Below are 18,387 nucleotides of genomic sequence, written 5' to 3'. Positions count from 1 at the left end.
GCCCCGGCGGAGTGCCGGCCGGTCCGGACCTCGGATGTGCCGGGCGGCGAGCGCCGCCGCGAACAACGGCGATCCCGGCAGGCCGGGAACCCCCGCCTCTCTCCGGGTTGCGAGGAGAGGCGGGATGTCTCGAACCTGCCGCAGATCGGACGGGTCTCAATCAGTTCAGGTTGCCGGAGATCTGGCTGAACTTGCTGGTCAGGCTGGTGCCGACCGTCTTCAGGGCGGTGATGATGGCCACGGCGATGAGGGCCGCGATCATGCCGTACTCGATCGCGGTGGCGCCGGACTCGTCCGAAGCAAAACGCGTGAACAGGGTCTTCATAGAGGGTGATCCTTCGATCAACACAGAGCGAGATAAAACTTGCGCGATGCCCGATGAAGAATTTTCAGGTCTCGATCGGCGGCCTGCACAGACTGCCGATTACGCCTTGAAAATCGGTTAAATCGATCCGGCACCGACCTAAAAGGCTGTCTCGCTGCGAGTTTGGTGAAGGTTGGGTTTCACCGATACGGCACAGTGCCGCGACTTGGTCTTGCTTAGCGCTTCCTTCACGGGTTCCGCGCTAGCCTCGGGCCTCGGGTAGGCTCTCTTCGACCACCCGCCGTCTTGAGGAACCCCGATGCGTCGCACCCTGTCGATCGCGGGCCGCGCCGGCCTCGCCGTCCTGCTGACGGGCGCTGCGGCCGCGGCCGGCCAGCCCGATCTGCTGCCCGTCGTGACCGTTCTCGTCGACAACGCCAAGGTGCTCCGCCTGCCGGAGAAGACGTCGACCGTCATCGTCGGGAACCCGATCATCGCCGAGGTGACGCCGCAGAAGAACGGCGTCCTCGTGCTCACCGGCAAGAGCTTCGGCTCCACCAACCTGATCGCCCTCGACAACGGCGGCGCCATGATCGCCGAGACGACCATCCGGGTCGAGGCGTCGCGGGACTCGACGATCACGGTGCAGCGCGGTCTCGATCGGGAATCCCTGTCGTGCACGCCGGGCTGCCAGCCGTCGGTGCAGCTCGGCGACTCGGCCAGCTACTTCGGTGCCACGAGCGGTCAGGCCGATGCCCGTCGCAAGCTCGCGACCGGCGGCGGCGCGGGCACGGTCCCGGCGGCCGATCACTGACCGGGCCGGGGTTCCATCGCGACATCGGCCGCGGCCTGGGGCAGGATCCCCCGGCCCTCGCCGATTCGCCGCGATGCCGCGGGGGCGCTGACGCCAGGGAGACGTCGAGGCCGATGTCCGCCATCACCCGCAATCCGCCGCCGCCCGCCGTCGACCCGGCCGTGCTGGCGGCCTTCCGCGATGTCTCGACGGCCACGATCAGCGACTGCCTGGCGCGGATGCCGGTCCTGGCCGGCCTGCGCCCGTTCCATCGCGGCGGGGCGCTCGTGGGAACGGCCTTCACGGTCCGCGTCCGGAGCGGCGACAACCTGGCCATCCATCAGGCTCTGGAAGAGGTCCGCCCCGGCGACGTGATCGTGGTCGACGGCGCCGGCGACACGAGCCGCGCGCTGGTGGGCGACATCATGAAGGCCATCGCGGAGAGCCGGGGCGTGGCCGGCTTCGTGATCGACGGCGCCGTGCGCGACACGGCGGCGTTCGCGGGCGCGGACTTTCCCTGCTACGCCCGCGACGCGACGCCGCGGGGGCCGTTCAAGACGGGCCCCGGCGCGATCAACGTGCCGGTCTGCGTCGGCGGCTGGACGGTGAGCCCGGGGGACGTGGTGGTCGGCGACGCCGACGGCGTCGTGTCGTTCCCGCCCGGCGACGCGGCCGCCCTGCTCGACGCCGTGCGGGCGCAGGCGGCCCGCGAGGCGGAGGTCCTGGAGCAGATCCGGGCCGGTCGCTACGACGGCCGCTACGCCCGGGTGGCGAAGGCCTGATCGGGCCGGGCGCCCTCGGGCGCCTGCAGGCGCCGCCACAGGGCATCGGCCGCACCGCCTCGGCCCTCGCGCGTCCGGAACAGCCGGATCTCCACCGGAACGTCCAGCTCCTCCGGGCCTGCCCGCACGAGCTGTCCGCGGGCGATCGCCGCCTCCGCGAGCGTCACCGGGAGCCACGCGACACCGTCGCCCTCCTGGGCCATGGTCATCAGCGTCGCCGCCAAGTGCGACGTGAAGCCGGCTCGTGGCCGGCCGCCACCCCGCTCGCCGCCAGGATCCGGCCGAGCCCCGAGGCCTCGCCGTAGGCGAGGTAGCGGACCGCCCCGGTCAGGGGCCAGAGCGGCGCCCCTTCGGACGCCGGTGCGCAGAGCGGCACGAGGCTGTCCGCGCCGACGCGGACCGACTCGCAGCGGCCATCGTCCAGGGGCGTGGGGAGGTCCGCGCGGTGGTGGCACAGGAGGAGTTGCACCTCGCCGGCCAGCAGGATCGCCTCGCAGGCCGCCATGCTGTCCGAGATCAGGTTGAGGGCGCCCAGCGTCTCGAAGGGTGCGTGCCGGCGGATCCAGCCGGGAAAGAACGTGAACGACAGCGCGTGCGTGGCCGCGATCGCGAGGCTCGCATCCGCGCGCGCGCCCGCGGCCCGCGCCTCGCGGCACGCCCGGTCCAGGCCCCGCATCAATTCCTCGGCGTGCGGGCGGAAGCCCGTTCCGGCGGCGGTCAGGTGCGCCCCTTGCGCGCTCCGCAGGAACAGCGGCGTCCCGAGCCACGCCTCGAGCGCGCGGATCCGTCGGCTGAAGGCCGGCTGCGTCACGTGCCGGACCTCGGCGGCCCGCGAGAAGGTCCGGTGCTCGGCGAGCGCGAGGAAGTCCCGCACCCAGTCCAGATCCATAGCGCCTCTCCGACAGGACGGGGCCGATGCCGCCCGCGCATCGCGCGCTCCGGAAACGGCATTGGCTGACCGGGGGCCGCCGACGCTATGGCACCGGGACGCACCGGGGAGAGTGAGCCATGCGCATCGTCGACGTCCGCGAGGTCACCAAGCCGATCGCATCGCCGATCCGCAACGCCTACATCGACTTCTCGAAGATGACCACGAGCCTCGTCGCGGTGGTCACCGACGTGGTCCGCGACGGCCGGCGGGTCGTCGGCTACGGCTTCAACTCCAACGGCCGCTACGGTCAGGGCGGCCTGATCCGCGAGCGCTTCCGTGACCGGATCCTGGAGGCCGACCGGGACAGCCTCCTCGTCGATGCGGGCGACAACCTCGACCCGCACCGGGTCTGGGCCGCGATGATGCGCAACGAGAAGCCCGGCGGCCACGGCGAGCGCTCGGTGGCTGTGGGCACCCTCGACATGGCGATCTGGGACGCGGCGGCGAAGATCGCCGGGAAGCCACTGTTCCGGATGCTCGCCGAGCGGAAGGGCGTCGCCGCCGACCCGCGGGTCTTCGTCTACGCGGCCGGCGGCTACTACTATCCCGGCAAGGACGATTCCGCCCTCCGCGCCGAGATGCGCGGCTATCTCGACCGCGGCTACACCGTCGTGAAGATGAAGATCGGCGGCGCACCGCTCGAAGAGGACCGGCGCCGGATCGAGGCCGTGCTCGCCGAGATCGACGGACGGGGCCGTCTCGCGGTGGACGCCAACGGCCGCTTCGATCTCGAGACCGCCATCGCGTACGCCCGGATTCTGCGGCAGTACCCGCTGTTCTGGTACGAGGAGGCGGGCGACCCGCTCGACTACGCGCTCCAGGCGGCGCTCGCGCCCTACTATCCCGGGCCGATGGCCACCGGCGAGAACCTGTTCTCGCACCAGGACGCGCGCAATCTCCTGCGCTACGGCAACATGCGGCCCGACCGCGACTGGCTGCAGTTCGACTGCGCGCTGTCGTACGGGCTCGTGGAGTACCTGCGCACCCTCGACGTGCTGGCCGAGTTCGGCTGGTCGCCCGCCCGCTGCATCCCGCATGGCGGGCACCAGATGTCGCTCAACATCGCGGCCGGCCTCGGCCTCGGCGGCAACGAGAGCTACCCGGACCTGTTCCAGCCCTACGGCGGCTTCCCCGACGGGGTTCGGGTCGAGGACGGCCACATCACCATGCCGGACCTGCCGGGCATCGGCTTCGAGGGCAAGTCGGACCTCATCGCGGAGATGCGCGCCCTCGCGGCGTAGCGCGCCGACCCGGGCGGCCTTGCGGAACGCGCCACCGCGTTGGACGATGGCGCATGGATTCCGGCCCCCTCACCTACGCGATCGGCGACGTCCACGGCTGCGCCGCCCTCCTCGACGCGCTGCTGGAGCGGATCGCCGACCATGCGGGCGACCGTCCCCACCGGCTGGTCTTCCTCGGGGACTACATCGACCGCGGCCCGGACAGCGCCGCGGTGCTCCGCACCGTGAGCCGCCTGAACTGGGCCGAGCCCGAGCGCGTCGTCTGCCTGATGGGCAATCACGAGCGGATGCTGCTCGACGCACTCCAGACGGAGAGCGCGGCCGCGCACTGGATGTTCAACGGCGGCGAGGCGACGCTCGATTCGTTCGGCGCGCGGGATCCTGCCGGCCTGCCCCGGGACACCCTCGACTGGATCGAGGCGCTCCCGACGCTGCACGGTGACGGCGCCCACTGGTACGTGCATGCCGGGCTGCGGCCCGGCACAGACGCCCTCGGCTCGGACGCGCACGATCGCCTCTGGATCCGCGAGCCGTTCCTCGAGGGCGACCACGATTTCGGACGGCACGTGGTCCACGGCCACACGCCGCAGCGGAGCGGGCGCCCGGAAGTGCGCCGGTTCCGCACCAACCTCGACACCGCGGCCGTCTACGGCGGCGCGCTGACCGCCGGGATCTTCTCGGACGCGCAGGGGCCGGCCCTGGAGTTCCTGCAGGTGAGAGCATCATAGGGCGCGACGGCGCCGTCTTTGCGAGCGGAGCGAAGCAACCCAGGGCAGCGCCGCATCGCGCGGCCCGGCGCCGCGTGGACTGCTTCGCTCCGCTCGCGAAGACGCTGGCCCGCGGGCCGCCGGCCGGACCTGTCAGACCCCGCGTCGCGCGGGCACCAGCGCGCAGAGGATCCCGGTGAGCCAGCCGCCCATCAGGGCGAAGCCGCCGGTGGGCGCCGCCATCGGGAAGAGCGCGTGCTGAAGCCATGCGCGCACCGAGAGGTCGCCGCAGAACAGGATCAGGCCGGCGACCAGCAGCCCGGCCGCGACGCGCGCGAGACCGGCCCGGACGAGGCCCGCGGCCCCGAGACCGACCAGCGCCAGGATGGCGGGGGCGTGGAACAGCAGGAACTGCGCCGCCGTCTTCAGCGAGTCCGCCCCGGGGATGTGCGCCGCGGCGGCGCTCAGCGCGACGCCGAGCAGCCCGGCCAGAGCGGCGAGCGCCGCGAGCGCGCGGTCGACACCCGCGAGTCTCACGCGCCGCGCTCCGCCAGGAGCCTAGCGATGGCCGCCCGCAGATCCGGTACGCCGGAATCGTCCCGGCTCGAGGTGAGGATCACCTGCGGGTAGGCGGCCGGCCGCTTGGCGAGCCCCGCCTCGATCCCGGCGATGCGGCTCGCGACCTCGCCCTTCTTGAGGGAATCGCCCTTCGTCAGCACGACCTGATAGCTCACCGCGGCCTTGTCGAGGCCGTCGAGGACGTCGGTGTCGATCGACTTGAAGCCGTGCCGGGCGTCGATCAGCATGAACACCCGGGCGAGGTTGGCGCGGCCCTTGAGGTAGGCGTGAATCAGCCGGGTCCACGCCTCGACCTTGGCCTTCTCGACGGCGGCGTAGCCGTAGCCGGGCATGTCGACCAGCGACAGGCGCTCGCCGATCCGGAAGAAGTTGAGCTGCTGCGTCCGCCCCGGCGTGTGCGAGGTCCGCGCCAGGGTGTTGCGCCCGGTGAGTGCGTTGATCAGGCTCGACTTGCCGACATTCGAGCGCCCCGCGAAGGCGATCTCGACGCCCTCCATGGGCGGCAGCCGGTCGAGGATCTGGGCGGCCGCGTAGAAGTCGGCCGGGCCGGCGAAGAGAAGGCGGCCGGCCTCGAGGAGGTCGGCCGCGTCGTCGTTGGTCTCGCTCACGGCGTCTCGCCCGTCAGCTCTTGGTGGCGGCCGCCTTGGTGCCGCCGCGCTTGAACGTTGTGCGGAGGTTGTCCCACAGCTCCACCTTCACGCCGTTGCGGCGCATGATGACGTATTGCTGGATCACCGACAGGGTGTTGTTCCAGGCCCAGTAAATCACCAGGCCGGCGGGGAACGAGCCCAGCATGAAGGTGAACACGATCGGCATGAATGTGAAGATCTGCGCCTGGACCGGGTCCGGCGGCGCGGGATTCATCTTCATCTGCACGAACATCGTGATGCCCATGATGATCGGCCAGACGCCCAGGTGCACGAAGTCGGGTGCCGGGAACGGCAGCAGGCCGAACAGGTTCACGATGCTCGTCGGATCCGGCGCCGCGAGGTCGCGGATCCAGCCGAAGAACGGCGCGTGGCGCATCTCGATGGTGATGAACAGGACCTTGTAGAGCGCGAAGAAGACCGGAATCTGGATCAGCACCGGCCAGCAGCCGGCGACCGGATTGATCTTCTCCTTCTTGTACAGCTCCATCGTGGCCTGCTGCTGCTTCATGCGGTCGTCCTTGTACCGCTCGCGGATGGCGGCCATCTCCGGCTGCACGGCCTTCATCTTGGCCATGGAGACGTAGGACCGGTTCGCGATCGGCAGGAACAGCAGCTTCAGGCAGAAGGTCACCACCAGGATCGAGACGCCGAAATTGCCGAACAGGTGGTAGAAGAAGTCTAGCGCCCGGAACATCGGCTTGGTGATGAAGAAGAACCAGCCCCAATCGATCATCAGATCGAAGTGCTTGATGCCGAGGTCCTTCTCGTAGTTGTTGATGACGTTGACTTCCTTGGCGCCGGCGAACAGCCGCTGCGTCGCGGTCGCCGAGGCGCCCGCCGCGAGATTCACGGCATCGCCGCGCACGCTGGCTTGGTAGACGTTGGTGGCACCGTCGGTCCGGTCGGTGAAGGCGCCGGTATAGGGCGCGTCCTGATCGGGGATCGCGGCCGCCGCCCAGTACTTGTCGGTGATGCCGACGAAGCCGCCGGTCACGCCGCTCCAGGCCTTGCCCTTGGTGTTGGCACCGCCGTAGGCGCCCTCCTTGGCGAGCTTGTCGTAGGTGAATTCCTGCAGGCCGTCGTTGCCGAGATAGCCGATCATGCCCTCGTGCAGGACGTAGTAGCCCTGGGTATGCGGCTTACCCCAGCGGGAGACGAGGCTGTACGGGTAGAGCGTGATGGCGCCCGAGCCCTTGTTCTCGACCTCGTCGCGGATCGTGAACATGTACTTGTCGTCGACCGCGATGATCCGCTTGAAGACGAGGCCGGCGCCGTTGTCCCAGGTCAGGGTCACGGGCATGCCGGGCGACAGTGTCTTGCCGTCGCTGGTCCAGAGGGTGTCGTTGGTCGGCAGCGGACCGGCATTGGCGCCGACCCAGCCGAACTCGGCGTAGTAGGGCGTCTCGGTCCCGGCCGGCGAGAACAGCACGATCTCGGGGCTCTTGGGGTCGATGGTCTCGTGGTAGTTCCTGAGCGAGACGTCGTCGACGCGGCCGCCCTTCAGGGCGATCGAGCCGGAGAGCGCCGGGGTCTCGATCCGGACGCGCGGCGAGCGGGCCAGCGCCGCCTCGCGGGAGACCGGGCCGCCCTGGGCGGTCGGCAGCGTGCCGGGCGCGGGGGCCGCCGGGCCACCCTCCTTCGGGGACGGCGAGGGCACGCCGTCCGGGGTCACGCCCGGGGGCTGCTGCTGCGCGGCCTTGTTCTGCGCCTCGATCTGGCGCTGCTGCTCCATGCGCGGGCCGGCCACGAAGTACTGCCACCCGAGCAGCACCAGCAGCGACAGGCCGATGGCCACGAACATGTTCGTCTTGTCATTGCCCATCAGGGACACCGCCGCACGCGTTCGGAGTGGCAACAGGAACGTCGCCGGCCCCGGGGGACCTGCGCGCGCCTGTGATTCGGGGATCTCTGTCGCACCCCTGCGACGGGCCGATGTCGGCACCGCCGGGTGGGGCCGCCTGCGCGGAGGCGCGGCCGGCTTCGTGCGGGAGAGAGGACGACTGAGAAGTGGCCGTGTCAGGAGCCGGCTTGGAGCGCCGGCCGCCGGATCGACCGGGTGACCTGTCCCCGCGGGGCGCGGCCGCGCGGGTCACCGCGGGAATCGCGCGGCGCAGATCCTCGGCGAGGGCCTCGAAGGAGGCTTCGAGGGCGGGGCGGCGGGCGATCAGCACGATGTCGGCCGGAAGGCCCGCGAGCTCGCTCGGCAGATCGGACGCGACCAACCCCACGGCAGCGCGGAGTCGGCGGCGGATGCGGTTGCGCTCCGTCGCGTGGCCGACACGCTTCGTGATGGTGAAACCGAGACGGAGGCCGGGGCAGACGTCGGGGTTCCGAAGACGCCCCTGCGCGGTCATACGCTCGGTGTGGAAGCGACGCCCCTCGGCTGCCGCCAGGAAGTCGGGTCGTTTCTTGAGCCGCTCGATCGTCGCCATCGATGGTTCGATCCCGGCCGATACCACTTGCCTCGTGGCGCGGATGCGTCGGAGCGTCCGCGCCGGCGAGGATCAGGCCTCAGGCCGACAGGCGCTTGCGGCCATGGGCGCGACGGCGCGCGATGACCTTGCGGCCGCCGGCGGTGGCCATGCGCGCACGGAAACCGTGACGGCGCTTACGGACGAGCTTGCTCGGCTGGTAGGTTCTCTTCATGGCTCAGAGCCTTCAAAGGTCGAGGCGCGCTCGCGGGCAGCTATTGCTGCACCCGACCTTCACGCGTCCTGGTTGTCTGCAAACACGAAGGGCGCCCATGCGGGGCGCCACGTCGCGAGTGGCGGGCTTATGGCGGATGGGCCCCGCGAAGTCAACGTTTCGCGGGGCTCAATGACCCTCGAACTGCATGAGGGTGCGCACCTCGACGCCCAGGTCGCGCAGGCGCTGCGCGCCGCCGATCTCGGGCAGGTCGATGACGAAGCAGGCGGCCACGATCTCGGCGCCGATCTTCTGGAGCAGGTTCACGGCCGCGATCGCGGTGCCGCCGGTGGCGATCAGGTCGTCGACCAGCAGCACCTTGTCGCCGGGCCGTACGGCGTCGACGTGGATCTCGATCTCGTCGGTCCCGTACTCGAGGGCGTAGGCCATCGAGACAGTCTTGTGAGGCAGCTTGCCCTTCTTGCGGATCGGCACGAAGCCGCAGGAGAGCTGGTGGGCGATGGCCCCGCCCAGGATGAAGCCCCGGGCCTCGATGCCGGCCACCTGGTGGATCTGTCCGCCGGCGTAGGGATGCACCAGGGCGTCCACCGCCCGCCGGAAGGCACGCGGGTCGCTCAGCAGCGTGGTGATGTCGCGGAAGATGATCCCCGGCTTCGGGTAATCGGGAATCGAGCGGACCGATTCCTTCAGCGCGACGTGGCGGCGGGCTTCCATGCGTTCAGCCTTCCGTGGGGAACCGCGGGCTTAAAGCAGAAGCCCGACGGCCTGACCAGTCGGTGGCGGCTCAGGCCGCCTGGACCTTCTTGAGGATGGCGACGAGGTCCCGGTGAAGCCCCTCGTTGCCGCAGGCCACCGACCGGGGCGCCAGCGGCTCGGCCGCGCCGTCCGCCGAGGTCACGAAGCCGCCCGCCTCGCGCACCAGGATCACGCCGGCGGCGAAGTCGTAGGTCTGGAGGTCGCGCTCCCAGTAGGCGTCGAGGCGGCCGCAGGCCACGTAGGCCATGTCGAGGGCCGCCGAGCCCATCCGGCGGGTCCCGCCGGCCACCGCCATCACGGCGCCGAGCTCGCGCAAGAGGCGCGGGTGGCTGCCGCGACCGAGATAGGGCGTGCCGTAGCCCACCAGCGCGTCCGCCATGTCCTGGCGGCCGGAGACGCGCAGGCGCCGGTTGTTGAGATAGGCGCCCTTGCCGCGCTCGGCGACGAACAGCTCGTCCTTGATCGGGTCGAAGATCACGCCGGCCACGATCTGGCCCTCGCGCTCGAGACCGACCGAGACCGCGAAATGCGGCACGCCGTGCAGGAAGTTCGACGTGCCGTCGAGGGGATCGATGTGCCAGGTGTGGCTCTTGTCGGTCCCCTCGATGATCCCGTTCTCCTCGAGGACGAGGCTGTAGCCCGGACGCGCCTTCATCAGGGCGTCGCGCAGCACCTCCTCGGCCTTGCGGTCGGCCGCGGAGACGAAGTCGCCCGGACCTTTGCGCGAGACCTGCAGGTTCTCGACCTCGCCGTAGTCGCGGCGCAGGCCGCGCGCGGCCTTGCGCACGGCATCGACCATGACGGTCATGAGGGGTGAGGAGATCATAGGCGGACTTTTCGCGGATGAGGATTGGCGCCGTCGTTACAGGTCGGCGCCGGAAAAGACGAGATGGGGACGGGACATGGAAGCGCTGCGGGCCGCTGCCTCAGCGCGGAGCCGGCGCGGTCAGGCCGGCCTCAGCATACCGGCGCGCCCGTCTTTGCGAGCGGAGCAAAGCAATCCAGGGCAGCAGGCCGGCCGCGGATGTGGCATCCCTGGGTTGCTTTGCTCCGCTCGCAAAGACGGGCGCCCGCAACACGGCCCGGCCGGGACGGCGGCGCGGATCCTACTCCGCGGCCTCGACGAAGACAGTGCCGGCGCGGGGCAGGTCCAGGGCCTGCCAGGTCTCGCCCAGCGCCGCGGCGAGGCGCTCGATATGCGCCGCGTCGTGGAACGGCGACGGCGTGATCCGCAGCCGCTCGGTCCCGCGCGGCACCGTCGGGTAATTGATCGGCTGAATGTAGATCGCGTGGTGCTCCAGCAGATGGTCCGCCGCCGCCTTGCACAGCTCGGCATCGCCGACCATCACCGGCACGATGTGCGTCTCGGTCTCCAGGACCGGAAGCCCCGCCGCGCTCAGCGCCGCCTTCGTGGCCGCCGCCTGACGCTGGTGCGCCTCGCGCTCCGCGCTCGAGCGCTTCAGGTAGCGCACCGACGCCCGCGCCGCCGCAGCCACCGCCGGCGGCAGCGCCGTCGTGAAGATGAAGCCCGGCGCGAAGCTGCGCACCGCGTCGCAGATCGCCGCCGAGGCGGTGATGTAGCCGCCCACGCAGCCGAAGCCCTTGGCCAGCGTCCCCTCGATCACGTCGACCCGGTGCATGACGCCGTCGCGCTCGGCGATGCCGCCGCCGCGCGGGCCGTACAGGCCGACGGCGTGGACCTCGTCGAGGTAGGTCATCGCGCCGTAGCGCTCGGCCAGGTCACAGATCGCGCCGATCGGCGCCACGTCGCCGTCCATCGAGTAGACCGACTCGAACACGATCAGCTTGGGCCGGTCGCCGGCCTGCCGCAGCAGCTCCTCGAGATGGGCGAGGTCGTTGTGGCGGAAGATCGTCTTGGCGCACCCGGAATGGCGCACGCCCTCGATCATCGAGTTGTGGTTGAAGGCGTCCGACAGGATCAGGCAGTCGGGGATCAGCTTGGCGATGGTCGAGATGCCGGCTTGGTTCGAGACGTAGCCGGAGGTGAAGACGAGACCGGCCTCCTTGCTGTGCAGGTCGGCGAGCTCGCGCTCCAGGTCGACCAGCGGCGAGGTGTTACCGGCGATGTTGCGGGTGCCTCCGGCGCCGACGCCGCAGCGGGCGGCGGTCTCGGTCATGGCGGCGACCACGTCCTTGTGCTGGCCCATGCCGAGGTAGTCGTTGGAGCACCACACGGTGATCTCGGTGGTCTTGCCGTCCGGCTGGCGCCACTTGGCGGTCGGGAAACGCCCCGAGATCCGCTCGATGTCGGCGAACACCCGGTACCGCCGTTCCCCGTGCAGCTGATCCAGGGCCCCGCGGAAGTAGCGCTCGTAGCCGGATCCGGCGCGCGTCGATCCCGCTTGGGCGAGCATCGTGCTGGGCATCCGGGTGACGGTCATCGAGCGTCCTTCGCGTGTTCGGCCGCGCGGGCGACACCGCGTGAGCGGCGTCTCAGGCCCGCGATCGAGGTCCGGCCTCGGTCCAGTCCTTCGCGTGAGGGCCGCAAGATACGCGCGGATCTGGAACTGGTTCAAGGTAAGGTTCCGACATCGCAGCGTTGCATCCGTTGAGAGGCCCGCGTGAACCCGCTAGCGTCCGGCACGTTCTTCCGACCCGAACTTGGCTCCCGCCCCCTGCAACAGCTCATGTCTCCGACCGCAGATGGCTCGTCCGGCGTGGACCGCGCGGCCCCGACCTTGCGGCGACCAAGGGTCGCGCCGTGACGGACTCCAGGGACGAGCGGGCGGAGCGCCTCAAGGCCGCGCTGCGCCAGAACCTGCGCCGCCGCAAGGCGCAGGGCCGCGGGCGGGCCGAAGGAAGACCGTCTCCCGGCGCGGATCAGTCCTGCGCGCGGGAATCGGACGGAAACGGTCCTGATTCCGACAAATCCGGTCTATAGGGCACGGCCAAGCCTGGGCGCTGCCGCGCCCGCGATCAGCACGGCCGGCCGCGCGCCCTCGCGGGTGCGCCGCCCGAGGACACACGATGGACCGCATCCACATCACCGGCGGCGCGCCGCTCAACGGCGTGATCCCGATCTCGGGCGCCAAGAACGCGGCGCTGCCGCTGATGATCGCGAGCCTGCTCACCGGCGAGACGCTGGAGCTGATCAACGTGCCGCGGCTCGCCGACATCGCCGCGCTGACGCGGATCCTCGGCAACCACGGCGTGGACCACATGGTCGTGGGCAAGCGCCCCGGTCAGACCACCGAGACGGGCCAGACGATCCGGCTCACCGCCTCGAACGTCATCGACACCACGGCGCCCTACGAGCTGGTCTCGACCATGCGGGCGAGCTTCTGGGTGATCGCACCGCTGCTCGCCCGGTTCGGCGAGGCCAAGGTCTCGCTGCCCGGCGGCTGCGCCATCGGCACCCGGCCGGTGGACCTGCTGATCATGGCGCTGGAGAAGCTCGGGGCCGAGATCGAGATCGACGCCGGTTACGTCGTCGCCAGGACCAAGAACGGCCTGCGCGGGGCCGAGTTCGCCTTCCCGAAGGTGACCGTGGGCGGCACGCACGTGGCGCTGATGGCCGCCGCCCTGGCCTACGGGACCACGGTGATCGAGAACGCCGCCCGCGAGCCGGAGGTGGTCGACCTCGCGGAGTGCCTGAACAAGATGGGCGCCAAGATCCGCGGCGCCGGCACGCCGCGCATCGAGATCGAGGGCGTGGCCCGCCTGAACGGCGCCCGCCACGAGGTCCTGCCCGACCGGATCGAGACCGGCACCTACGCCATGGCGGTGGCGATGGCCGGCGGCGACGTCGTGCTCAAGGATACCCGGGCCGACCTGCTCCACTCGGCCCTCGACGTCCTGACGACCACGGGCGCGGAGATCACGCAGGTCGAGGGCGGGATCCGCGTGCGCCGCAACGGCGCCGGCATCGCGGCGGTCGACGTCACCACCGACCCGTTCCCGGGCTTTCCCACGGATCTCCAGGCGCAGTTCATGGCGCTGATGACGCTGGCGAAGGGCCAGTCGCACATCCGCGAGACCATCTTCGAGAACCGGTTCATGCACGTGCAGGAGCTGGCCCGCCTCGGCGCGAAGATCCGCCTGGAGGGCGACCTCGCCATCGTCGAGGGCGTGGACCGGCTGAAGGGCGCCCCCGTGATGGCGACCGACCTGCGCGCCTCGGTCTCCCTGGTGATCGCGGGCCTCGCCGCCGAGGGCGAGACCCAGATCAACCGGGTCTACCATCTCGACCGCGGGTTCGAAGCGCTGGAGGCCAAGCTCGGCCGGTGCGGCGCGCAGATCGAGCGCGTCCGGGCCTGAGCGGCAGCGCTCGGTCCGAGCCGGCCGGCGCGCGGCAGCGCCCGAGGCTCAGTCCTCGATCTGCCCGCGCCTGTAGCCGAAGCCGGGGATCTCGCAGCCGCAGGGCGCGTCGGGAGGCCCCGGGCGCACCCTGCACGTGCCGCGGGCCGTCACGCAGACGCTGTCGTCCCACCGGCGCCCGAAGTCGCCGCGCCAGCGCGGGCCGCGCCTGTCGTACGCATCGTCGACTGGCAACGGGGGCGGACGCCAGCCATACCCGTCATCCGCGGGCGGAGGCGGCGGACGCCCGCCGGGCGGCGGTGCGTAGAGATCCCGATCCGGCGCCGGACGACCGTAGATGTAGGGCCGTGCGTCCGGACCGACCTGCGCGACGGCGGGTCCGGCCGCCTGCATCCCGACGGTCAGCACCGCCACAACCGCGCGCTCGGTGAGTGCCGCCATATGAGACCCTGCCCCGGCTCGACCGCCGGCGCGTCTAAACGGCGACGCTGGCCCGAGCCTGTGCCCGGCCGGGATCGCGATCCCCAGACCAGCCGTTGCCCGAACGGGGCCGCGCCGCTACCTACGCCGTGCCGCGGACCGGCCCTCGCCGCCCGACCCGCGCCCCGTATTCCCCGAGGACCCTCTGCATGGAGCTGCTCAGGCTCGCCGCCCTCGACACCGAGGACCTGACCGTGATCTCGGCCCATCTGCAGGACGCGATCCTGCGACCGCAGGACCTGACCTTCCTCGCCGGCGAGCACCGCTTCCTCATGGCGGTGCGCCGCTTCGACTGGACGCCGAGCGCCCCGCCGCGCCGGCGCCTCGCCGGCCTGCACATCGAGCGCGTGCTGGGCGTGAAGAGCCGCGGCCTGAAGCCGGACGATGCGACGCCGATGAGCCTGCTCGCCCTCACCTTCGAGCCGACGGACGCGCCCTCCGGGCACATCGACCTCGTCTTCTCCGGCGGCGCGGCCCTGCGGCTGGAGGTCGAGTGCATCGAGGTCCGGATGAAGGATCTCGGCCCGGTCTGGGAATCGGCGAACCGTCCCGGGCACGACATCGACACCGATACGGCCGCCGGCTCGGCGGCCTGACGCGAGACAGAAGGCTTCCCGATGGTCCGGCTCGACAGCAGCGATCCGAATTTTGCCGCCGCCTTCGCGCGCCTCCTCACGGTGAAGCGCGAGATCGCCGAGGATGTGGACGAGGCGGTGCGCGGCATCATCGCCGACGTCGTCGCCCGCGGGGACGAGGCGCTGGTCGATTTCACCCGGCGGTTCGACCGGCTCGGCGCCGATTTCTCCGCCGCGCAGCTGCGGGTCACGGACGCGGAGATCGAAGCGGCCGTCGCGGCCTGCCCGCCGGACTCGCTGGAGGCCCTGCGCCTCGCCGCCGAGCGGATCGAGAGCTTCCACCGGGCGCAGCGGCCCGCGGATCACCGGGCCACCGACGCCCTCGGCGTCACGGCCGGCTGGCGCTGGACCGCGCTGGAATCGGTCGGCCTCTACGTCCCGGGCGGCACCGCGAGCTATCCCTCCTCGGTGCTGATGAACGCGCTGCCGGCGCGCGTCGCCGGGGTGCCGCGCCTCGTGATGGTGGTGCCCACCCCGGACGGCCAGATGAACCCGCTGGTCCTGGCCGCCGCGCAGCTCTCCGGCGTCCACGAGGTCTACCGGGTGGGCGGCGCCCAGGCGGTCGCGGCCCTCGCCTACGGGACCGCCACGATCGCCCCCGTGGCCAAGGTCGTCGGGCCCGGCAACGCCTGGGTGGCGGCGGCCAAGCGCCGGGTCTTCGGCCAGGTCGGGATCGACATGATCGCCGGCCCCTCCGAGGTGCTGATCCTGGCGGACGGCCACGCCAACCCCGACTGGATCGCCGCCGACCTCCTGGCCCAGGCCGAGCACGACGTGGCCGCCCAGGCGATCCTGATCACCGACAGCGCCGAACTCGCCGGCGCCGTCGAGGCGGCGGTCGAGCGCGCCCTCACCACCCTGCCCCGTCAGGAGATCGCCCGGGCGAGCTGGCGCGATTACGGCGCCGTCATCCGGGTCCGCACCTTCGACGAGGCCGTGCCCCTGGTCGACCGCCTCGCCCCCGAACACCTGGAGATCGAGACGCAGGACGCGGAGGCGCTCGCCGCCAAGGTCCGCAATGCCGGCGCGATCTTCCTGGGCTCGCACACGCCGGAGGCGATCGGCGACTATGTCGGCGGCCCCAACCACGTGCTGCCGACCGCGCGCTCCGCCCGATTCTCGTCCGGGCTGGGCGTGCTCGACTTCATGAAGCGGACGACGATCCTCGCCTGCACGCCGGAGAGCTTGCGGGCGCTCGGCCCGGCAGCGATAAACCTCGGCCGGTCCGAGGGCCTGGAGGGGCATGCCCGCTCCGTCGCGATCCGGTTGAACCTGTGAGGTTTTGGGGATGGCGGAGAAGCAGCGCGGGCCGAACCGCCTCGCGAAGGTGAGCCTGGACGAGGGGTCCATCGCCCGCGGCAATCCGGATCAGGAGCACGAACGGGCGATCGCCCTGTTCGACATCCTGGAGGACAATTCCTTCACTATCCCCGGGCGGGAGGGCCCCTACGCGCTCACGCTCGGACTCGTCGAGAACAAGCTGTCCTTCGCCATCACCACGGTGGACGGTGAGCCGGTGATGACGCACCTCCTGTCGCTCACGCCGTTCCGGCGGGTGATCCGCGACTACGAGATGATCTGCGAGAGCTACTACAACGCGATCCGCACCGCCTCACCGTCGCAGATTGAGGCGATCGACATGGGTCGGCGGGGCCTGCACAACGAGGCGTCCGAGACGCTCAAGCAGCGGCTCGAGGGGAAGGTCGACCTCGACCACGACACGGCGCGCCGCCTGTTCACCCTGATCTTCGCGCTGCACTGGAAGGGTTAGGCGCCCTCCGCGCCGACCGGCGATGGCTGAGCCCGCTCCCGAGCCTCCTCCCGAGCCTTTTCCCCACGCGCCCCCGAAGAAGCGGCGGGTGCAGTCCGTCCTGTTCATGTGCAACTACAACGCCGTGCGCTCCGTGGCGGCGGAAGCGATCGCGCGCGCCTATTTCGGCAAGTCCACCTACGTGCAGTCGGCCGGGGTGCGCTCCGGCGAGCCCACCGACCCGTTCATGGTCGCCGCCCTCGACGAGGTCGGCATCGACGCGAGCCGGCACCGCCCGCGCACCGTGGAGGAGCTGGAGGACTGGGAGGGCCTGAACTTCGACCTGATCATCACCCTCGCGCCGGAGGCGCACCACCGGGCACTGGACCTGACGCACACCCTCGCGGCCGATGTCGAGTACTGGCCGACTCCCGACCCGACGCTGCTGCAGGACGCCTCGCGCGAGCAGCGCCTCGACGCCTACCGCGACGTCCGCGACGGGCTGACCCGGCGAATCAAGGCGCGCCTGAAGGCATAGGCGGCAGGCCCCCGCGACGCTGCCTTGCTGGCCGACCTCACGCGCTTGGCGGAAACGTCCTTTCCCGATGGCCGCTGCCAGGAATCGCCGACGTCAGCCGCGGTTGCCGACCAGCCAAGCGCGCATCCGGCCGGCGAGGAGCGGCCGGGCGCGCCCGACATCCTCGTCGTCGAGCAGCGGCGAGGCCGCGAGGGTCGCGAGATAGGCGTCCTCGGCGGTCCGGCAGGCCCGGAAGGCGGCGTCGGCGGCGAGATCCCGGTCCGTCAGTGCGGCCTGGATCCGGAAGTTGCGGCTGACGCAGTCGCGCCACGCGGCGTGGCGGGCTTCGGTCTCGCTCGCGGCCCGGGCGGTGCCGCAGGCGGCGGCGACGAGGACGACCGCCAGAAGCGGGACCGGCGTCACGTGGCGGGCTCGCGGCATCGTTAAGGCACTCCGTCACCCGACAGAGTGGCGCCGCAGGGTTAGCGATCCGTTAAGGAACGGCGCATGCGGCCGAGGTTCCACTGCTCGCCGCGTGGCTTGTTCACCGGTTTGCGGTGGTGACCGGGGAGGTGACGCCGCCGAGGGAGACCCAGGCGACGGCGTCCTGGCTCTCGCGCTTGATGAACACGTAGCCGGTCTTGTGCCAAGGCAGGATCGCGCTGGTCTTGTTGTCGAGCACCAGGTCGCCCCGGTCGGTGATCAGGGTCAGCACGGCGTGGCCCTCGCCCTTCTCGTCGATCACCACGGTCATGCGCATCGCCCGCCGCGGCAGGCCGGCCTCGGCCAGCATGTGGCGCTTGAGCAGCTGGAAGTCCTCGCAGTCGCCGATGCCGTCCTCGGCCAGGTCCCAGCGGTCGGCCACGTGCAGGTGGTCCTGGTCGGTCATCGGCTCGATCGCCTTGTTGACCCGCCGGTTCACCGACACGATCGTCGCCCAGGTCGCCGGCGTCAGGCTGATCCGGGCCGGCTCGCCCCGGTCCAGCGCGCACTCCGCCGCGTAGGTCTGGCAGAACGTCACCCACGCCGCGATCGGCTTGGCATCGCCCTGCACCCGGGCGCCGGCCTCGGTGGGCAGGCTCGCCAGCGTCTGCGCCTGGGCCGGGGCGGCGAGCCCCGCGACGGCGAGGACAGCCAGGGCCGCCCGGCGGCTCCGGGAGAGCCGACGCGAGGCGGGTCCCTTGACCAGGCCCTGCATCATGGAAACCGCGAACCGCATCGCCGGGACCCAACCGTTAAGCTCTCGTTAACGAAAGCTCTCACGCCGGCGGGCCGGCGGCAATCCGCCGATTAACAAAAGGTTAATGCTGTGCGCAACGCGGATAAGCGCACTCTCGG

The 18,387-nt window shown here is 71.1% G+C and carries 24 protein-coding genes; 10 read left to right on the top strand and 14 right to left on the bottom strand.

Annotated elements, in window-relative coordinates; genetic code table 11:
• Window positions 1-160: 160 nt before the first annotated feature.
• On the bottom strand, window positions 161-325 hold the full coding sequence (locus C4T42_RS08470) for a Flp family type IVb pilin (protein WP_012320434.1): 165 nt from the start codon (window positions 323-325) through the stop codon (window positions 161-163).
• 298 nt (window positions 326-623) lie between these two features.
• On the opposite strand from C4T42_RS08470, the gene C4T42_RS08465 reads away from it, so the two are divergent.
• Together C4T42_RS08465 and C4T42_RS08460 are read left to right on the top strand one after the other, a co-directional pair.
• The gene (locus C4T42_RS08465; protein WP_042669680.1) at window positions 624-1,118 is read left to right on the top strand and encodes a pilus assembly protein N-terminal domain-containing protein; all 495 of its coding nucleotides are present in this window, start codon (window positions 624-626) and stop codon (window positions 1,116-1,118) included.
• A gap of 113 nt (window positions 1,119-1,231) precedes the next feature.
• Window positions 1,232-1,879 (top strand): RraA family protein, encoded by a 648-nt coding sequence (locus C4T42_RS08460; RefSeq protein ID WP_020092493.1) that lies wholly within the window; start codon window positions 1,232-1,234, stop codon window positions 1,877-1,879.
• Here the strand turns inward: C4T42_RS08460 and C4T42_RS32360 are convergent.
• Window positions 1,855-2,088, bottom strand: coding sequence for a LysR substrate-binding domain-containing protein (locus tag C4T42_RS32360; RefSeq protein ID WP_244435134.1), 234 nt, complete (start codon window positions 2,086-2,088; stop codon window positions 1,855-1,857). The genes C4T42_RS08460 and C4T42_RS32360 overlap by 25 nt on opposite strands.
• Window positions 2,088-2,768 (bottom strand): LysR family transcriptional regulator, encoded by a 681-nt coding sequence (locus tag C4T42_RS08455; protein ID WP_244435135.1) that lies wholly within the window; start codon window positions 2,766-2,768, stop codon window positions 2,088-2,090. The genes C4T42_RS32360 and C4T42_RS08455 overlap by 1 nt, the downstream gene beginning before the upstream one ends.
• 119 nt (window positions 2,769-2,887) lie before the next feature.
• Between C4T42_RS08455 and C4T42_RS08450 the strand changes: the two genes are divergently transcribed.
• The gene (locus tag C4T42_RS08450) at window positions 2,888-4,051 is read left to right on the top strand and encodes a mandelate racemase/muconate lactonizing enzyme family protein (protein WP_020092495.1); all 1,164 of its coding nucleotides are present in this window, start codon (window positions 2,888-2,890) and stop codon (window positions 4,049-4,051) included.
• 53 nt (window positions 4,052-4,104) lie between these two features.
• Window positions 4,105-4,779: a metallophosphoesterase family protein gene (locus C4T42_RS08445; RefSeq protein WP_020092496.1), complete on the top strand. Its 675-nt coding sequence runs from the start codon at window positions 4,105-4,107 to the stop codon at window positions 4,777-4,779.
• Between the two features lie 132 nt (window positions 4,780-4,911).
• Here the strand turns inward: C4T42_RS08445 and C4T42_RS08440 are convergent, their stop codons facing one another.
• The 8 genes from C4T42_RS08440 to hemA all read right to left on the bottom strand — a co-directional run bounded on the left by C4T42_RS08440 (window position 4,912) and on the right by hemA (window position 11,791).
• The gene (locus C4T42_RS08440) at window positions 4,912-5,295 is read right to left on the bottom strand and encodes a DUF423 domain-containing protein (protein ID WP_020092497.1); all 384 of its coding nucleotides are present in this window, start codon (window positions 5,293-5,295) and stop codon (window positions 4,912-4,914) included.
• A complete protein-coding gene (gene yihA, locus C4T42_RS08435; RefSeq protein ID WP_020092498.1) occupies window positions 5,292-5,945 on the bottom strand; it encodes a ribosome biogenesis GTP-binding protein YihA/YsxC in 654 nt (217 codons plus the stop codon). Before yihA ends, C4T42_RS08440 begins: the two co-directional genes overlap by 4 nt.
• A 13-nt stretch (window positions 5,946-5,958) precedes the next feature.
• Window positions 5,959-7,809: a membrane protein insertase YidC gene (yidC, locus tag C4T42_RS08430; RefSeq protein WP_020092499.1), complete on the bottom strand. Its 1,851-nt coding sequence runs from the start codon at window positions 7,807-7,809 to the stop codon at window positions 5,959-5,961.
• Window positions 7,799-8,419, bottom strand: coding sequence for a ribonuclease P protein component (gene rnpA / locus C4T42_RS08425; protein ID WP_020092500.1), 621 nt, complete (start codon window positions 8,417-8,419; stop codon window positions 7,799-7,801). Before rnpA ends, yidC begins: the two co-directional genes overlap by 11 nt.
• Window positions 8,420-8,498: 79 nt before the next feature.
• Window positions 8,499-8,633 (bottom strand): 50S ribosomal protein L34, encoded by a 135-nt coding sequence (rpmH, locus tag C4T42_RS08420; protein WP_007558110.1) that lies wholly within the window; start codon window positions 8,631-8,633, stop codon window positions 8,499-8,501.
• Between the two features lie 168 nt (window positions 8,634-8,801).
• Window positions 8,802-9,347, bottom strand: a complete 546-nt coding sequence (locus tag C4T42_RS08415) for an adenine phosphoribosyltransferase (RefSeq protein WP_012320444.1) — start codon at window positions 9,345-9,347, stop codon at window positions 8,802-8,804.
• A gap of 70 nt (window positions 9,348-9,417) precedes the next feature.
• Window positions 9,418-10,215 carry an inositol monophosphatase family protein gene (locus C4T42_RS08410; RefSeq protein WP_026604817.1) on the bottom strand — a complete coding sequence of 266 codons (798 nt, stop codon included), beginning with the start codon at window positions 10,213-10,215 and terminating at the stop codon, window positions 9,418-9,420.
• 280 nt (window positions 10,216-10,495) lie between these two features.
• Complete coding sequence (hemA, locus tag C4T42_RS08405; RefSeq protein ID WP_103984980.1) at window positions 10,496-11,791, bottom strand: 5-aminolevulinate synthase; 1,296 nt, start codon at window positions 11,789-11,791, stop codon at window positions 10,496-10,498.
• Between the two features lie 320 nt (window positions 11,792-12,111).
• Between hemA and C4T42_RS32355 the strand changes: the two genes are divergently transcribed.
• Together C4T42_RS32355 and murA are read left to right on the top strand one after the other, a co-directional pair.
• The gene (locus C4T42_RS32355; protein ID WP_081636463.1) at window positions 12,112-12,291 is read left to right on the top strand and encodes a hypothetical protein; all 180 of its coding nucleotides are present in this window, start codon (window positions 12,112-12,114) and stop codon (window positions 12,289-12,291) included.
• An 86-nt stretch (window positions 12,292-12,377) separates the two neighbouring features.
• Window positions 12,378-13,667: a UDP-N-acetylglucosamine 1-carboxyvinyltransferase gene (gene murA, locus C4T42_RS08395; RefSeq protein WP_020092503.1), complete on the top strand. Its 1,290-nt coding sequence runs from the start codon at window positions 12,378-12,380 to the stop codon at window positions 13,665-13,667.
• Window positions 13,668-13,715: 48 nt separating this feature from the next.
• Here murA and C4T42_RS08390 read toward each other — a convergent pair whose 3' ends face one another.
• Window positions 13,716-14,108, bottom strand: a complete 393-nt coding sequence (locus tag C4T42_RS08390; RefSeq protein ID WP_020092504.1) for a hypothetical protein — start codon at window positions 14,106-14,108, stop codon at window positions 13,716-13,718.
• Between the two features lie 188 nt (window positions 14,109-14,296).
• Between C4T42_RS08390 and C4T42_RS08385 the strand changes: the two genes are divergently transcribed.
• From C4T42_RS08385 to C4T42_RS08370, 4 genes are all read left to right on the top strand, one after another.
• A complete protein-coding gene (locus tag C4T42_RS08385; RefSeq protein WP_020092505.1) occupies window positions 14,297-14,743 on the top strand; it encodes a DUF2948 family protein in 447 nt (148 codons plus the stop codon).
• A 21-nt stretch (window positions 14,744-14,764) separates the two neighbouring features.
• Window positions 14,765-16,060, top strand: a complete 1,296-nt coding sequence (gene hisD, locus C4T42_RS08380) for a histidinol dehydrogenase (protein WP_020092506.1) — start codon at window positions 14,765-14,767, stop codon at window positions 16,058-16,060.
• Between the two features lie 10 nt (window positions 16,061-16,070).
• The gene (locus tag C4T42_RS08375) at window positions 16,071-16,553 is read left to right on the top strand and encodes a UPF0262 family protein (protein WP_020092507.1); all 483 of its coding nucleotides are present in this window, start codon (window positions 16,071-16,073) and stop codon (window positions 16,551-16,553) included.
• 106 nt (window positions 16,554-16,659) lie between these two features.
• Window positions 16,660-17,070, top strand: a complete 411-nt coding sequence (locus tag C4T42_RS08370) for a low molecular weight phosphatase family protein (RefSeq protein ID WP_234083060.1) — start codon at window positions 16,660-16,662, stop codon at window positions 17,068-17,070.
• 93 nt (window positions 17,071-17,163) lie between these two features.
• On the opposite strand, the gene C4T42_RS08365 is transcribed toward C4T42_RS08370, so the two are convergent.
• The gene (locus C4T42_RS08365; protein WP_020092509.1) at window positions 17,164-17,490 is read right to left on the bottom strand and encodes a hypothetical protein; all 327 of its coding nucleotides are present in this window, start codon (window positions 17,488-17,490) and stop codon (window positions 17,164-17,166) included.
• 103 nt (window positions 17,491-17,593) lie between these two features.
• Entirely contained in the window at window positions 17,594-18,268 is a 675-nt protein-coding gene (locus tag C4T42_RS08360) for a transglutaminase-like cysteine peptidase (RefSeq protein WP_020092510.1), read from the bottom strand.
• Between the last annotated feature and the right edge of the window lie 119 nt (window positions 18,269-18,387).

The sequence above is a fragment of the Methylobacterium sp. 190mf genome (assembly GCF_900107945.1).
GTDB lineage: Bacteria > Pseudomonadota > Alphaproteobacteria > Rhizobiales > Beijerinckiaceae > Methylobacterium.
The sequence above is the reverse complement of the archived record's forward strand: the minus strand, read 5'-3'. Positions and strand labels throughout refer to the sequence as shown.

Bases quoted from the DNA above. Each gene is read 5' to 3' on its own strand.
- rpmH (WP_007558110.1), bottom strand. From the start codon at position 8,633: ATGAAGAGAACCTACCAGCCGAGCAAGCTCGTCCGTAAGCGCCGTCAC.
- hemA (WP_103984980.1), bottom strand. From the start codon at position 11,791: ATGACCGTCACCCGGATGCCCAGCACGATGCTCGCCCAAGCGGGATCG.
- hisD (WP_020092506.1), top strand. From the start codon at position 14,765: ATGGTCCGGCTCGACAGCAGCGATCCGAATTTTGCCGCCGCCTTCGCG.
- rnpA (WP_020092500.1), bottom strand. From the start codon at position 8,419: ATGGCGACGATCGAGCGGCTCAAGAAACGACCCGACTTCCTGGCGGCA.
- C4T42_RS08390 (WP_020092504.1), bottom strand. From the start codon at position 14,108: ATGGCGGCACTCACCGAGCGCGCGGTTGTGGCGGTGCTGACCGTCGGG.
- C4T42_RS08455 (WP_244435135.1), bottom strand. From the start codon at position 2,768: ATGGATCTGGACTGGGTGCGGGACTTCCTCGCGCTCGCCGAGCACCGG.
- C4T42_RS08375 (WP_020092507.1), top strand. From the start codon at position 16,071: ATGGCGGAGAAGCAGCGCGGGCCGAACCGCCTCGCGAAGGTGAGCCTG.
- C4T42_RS08415 (WP_012320444.1), bottom strand. From the start codon at position 9,347: ATGGAAGCCCGCCGCCACGTCGCGCTGAAGGAATCGGTCCGCTCGATT.
- C4T42_RS32360 (WP_244435134.1), bottom strand. From the start codon at position 2,088: ATGACCATGGCCCAGGAGGGCGACGGTGTCGCGTGGCTCCCGGTGACG.
- C4T42_RS08410 (WP_026604817.1), bottom strand. From the start codon at position 10,215: ATGATCTCCTCACCCCTCATGACCGTCATGGTCGATGCCGTGCGCAAG.
- C4T42_RS08445 (WP_020092496.1), top strand. From the start codon at position 4,105: ATGGATTCCGGCCCCCTCACCTACGCGATCGGCGACGTCCACGGCTGC.
- C4T42_RS08465 (WP_042669680.1), top strand. From the start codon at position 624: ATGCGTCGCACCCTGTCGATCGCGGGCCGCGCCGGCCTCGCCGTCCTG.
- C4T42_RS08460 (WP_020092493.1), top strand. From the start codon at position 1,232: ATGTCCGCCATCACCCGCAATCCGCCGCCGCCCGCCGTCGACCCGGCC.
- C4T42_RS08450 (WP_020092495.1), top strand. From the start codon at position 2,888: ATGCGCATCGTCGACGTCCGCGAGGTCACCAAGCCGATCGCATCGCCG.
- yidC (WP_020092499.1), bottom strand. From the start codon at position 7,809: ATGGGCAATGACAAGACGAACATGTTCGTGGCCATCGGCCTGTCGCTG.
- C4T42_RS08360 (WP_020092510.1), bottom strand. From the start codon at position 18,268: ATGCGGTTCGCGGTTTCCATGATGCAGGGCCTGGTCAAGGGACCCGCC.
- C4T42_RS08370 (WP_234083060.1), top strand. From the start codon at position 16,660: ATGTGCAACTACAACGCCGTGCGCTCCGTGGCGGCGGAAGCGATCGCG.
- murA (WP_020092503.1), top strand. From the start codon at position 12,378: ATGGACCGCATCCACATCACCGGCGGCGCGCCGCTCAACGGCGTGATC.
- C4T42_RS08385 (WP_020092505.1), top strand. From the start codon at position 14,297: ATGGAGCTGCTCAGGCTCGCCGCCCTCGACACCGAGGACCTGACCGTG.
- C4T42_RS08470 (WP_012320434.1), bottom strand. From the start codon at position 325: ATGAAGACCCTGTTCACGCGTTTTGCTTCGGACGAGTCCGGCGCCACC.
- C4T42_RS08365 (WP_020092509.1), bottom strand. From the start codon at position 17,490: ATGCCGCGAGCCCGCCACGTGACGCCGGTCCCGCTTCTGGCGGTCGTC.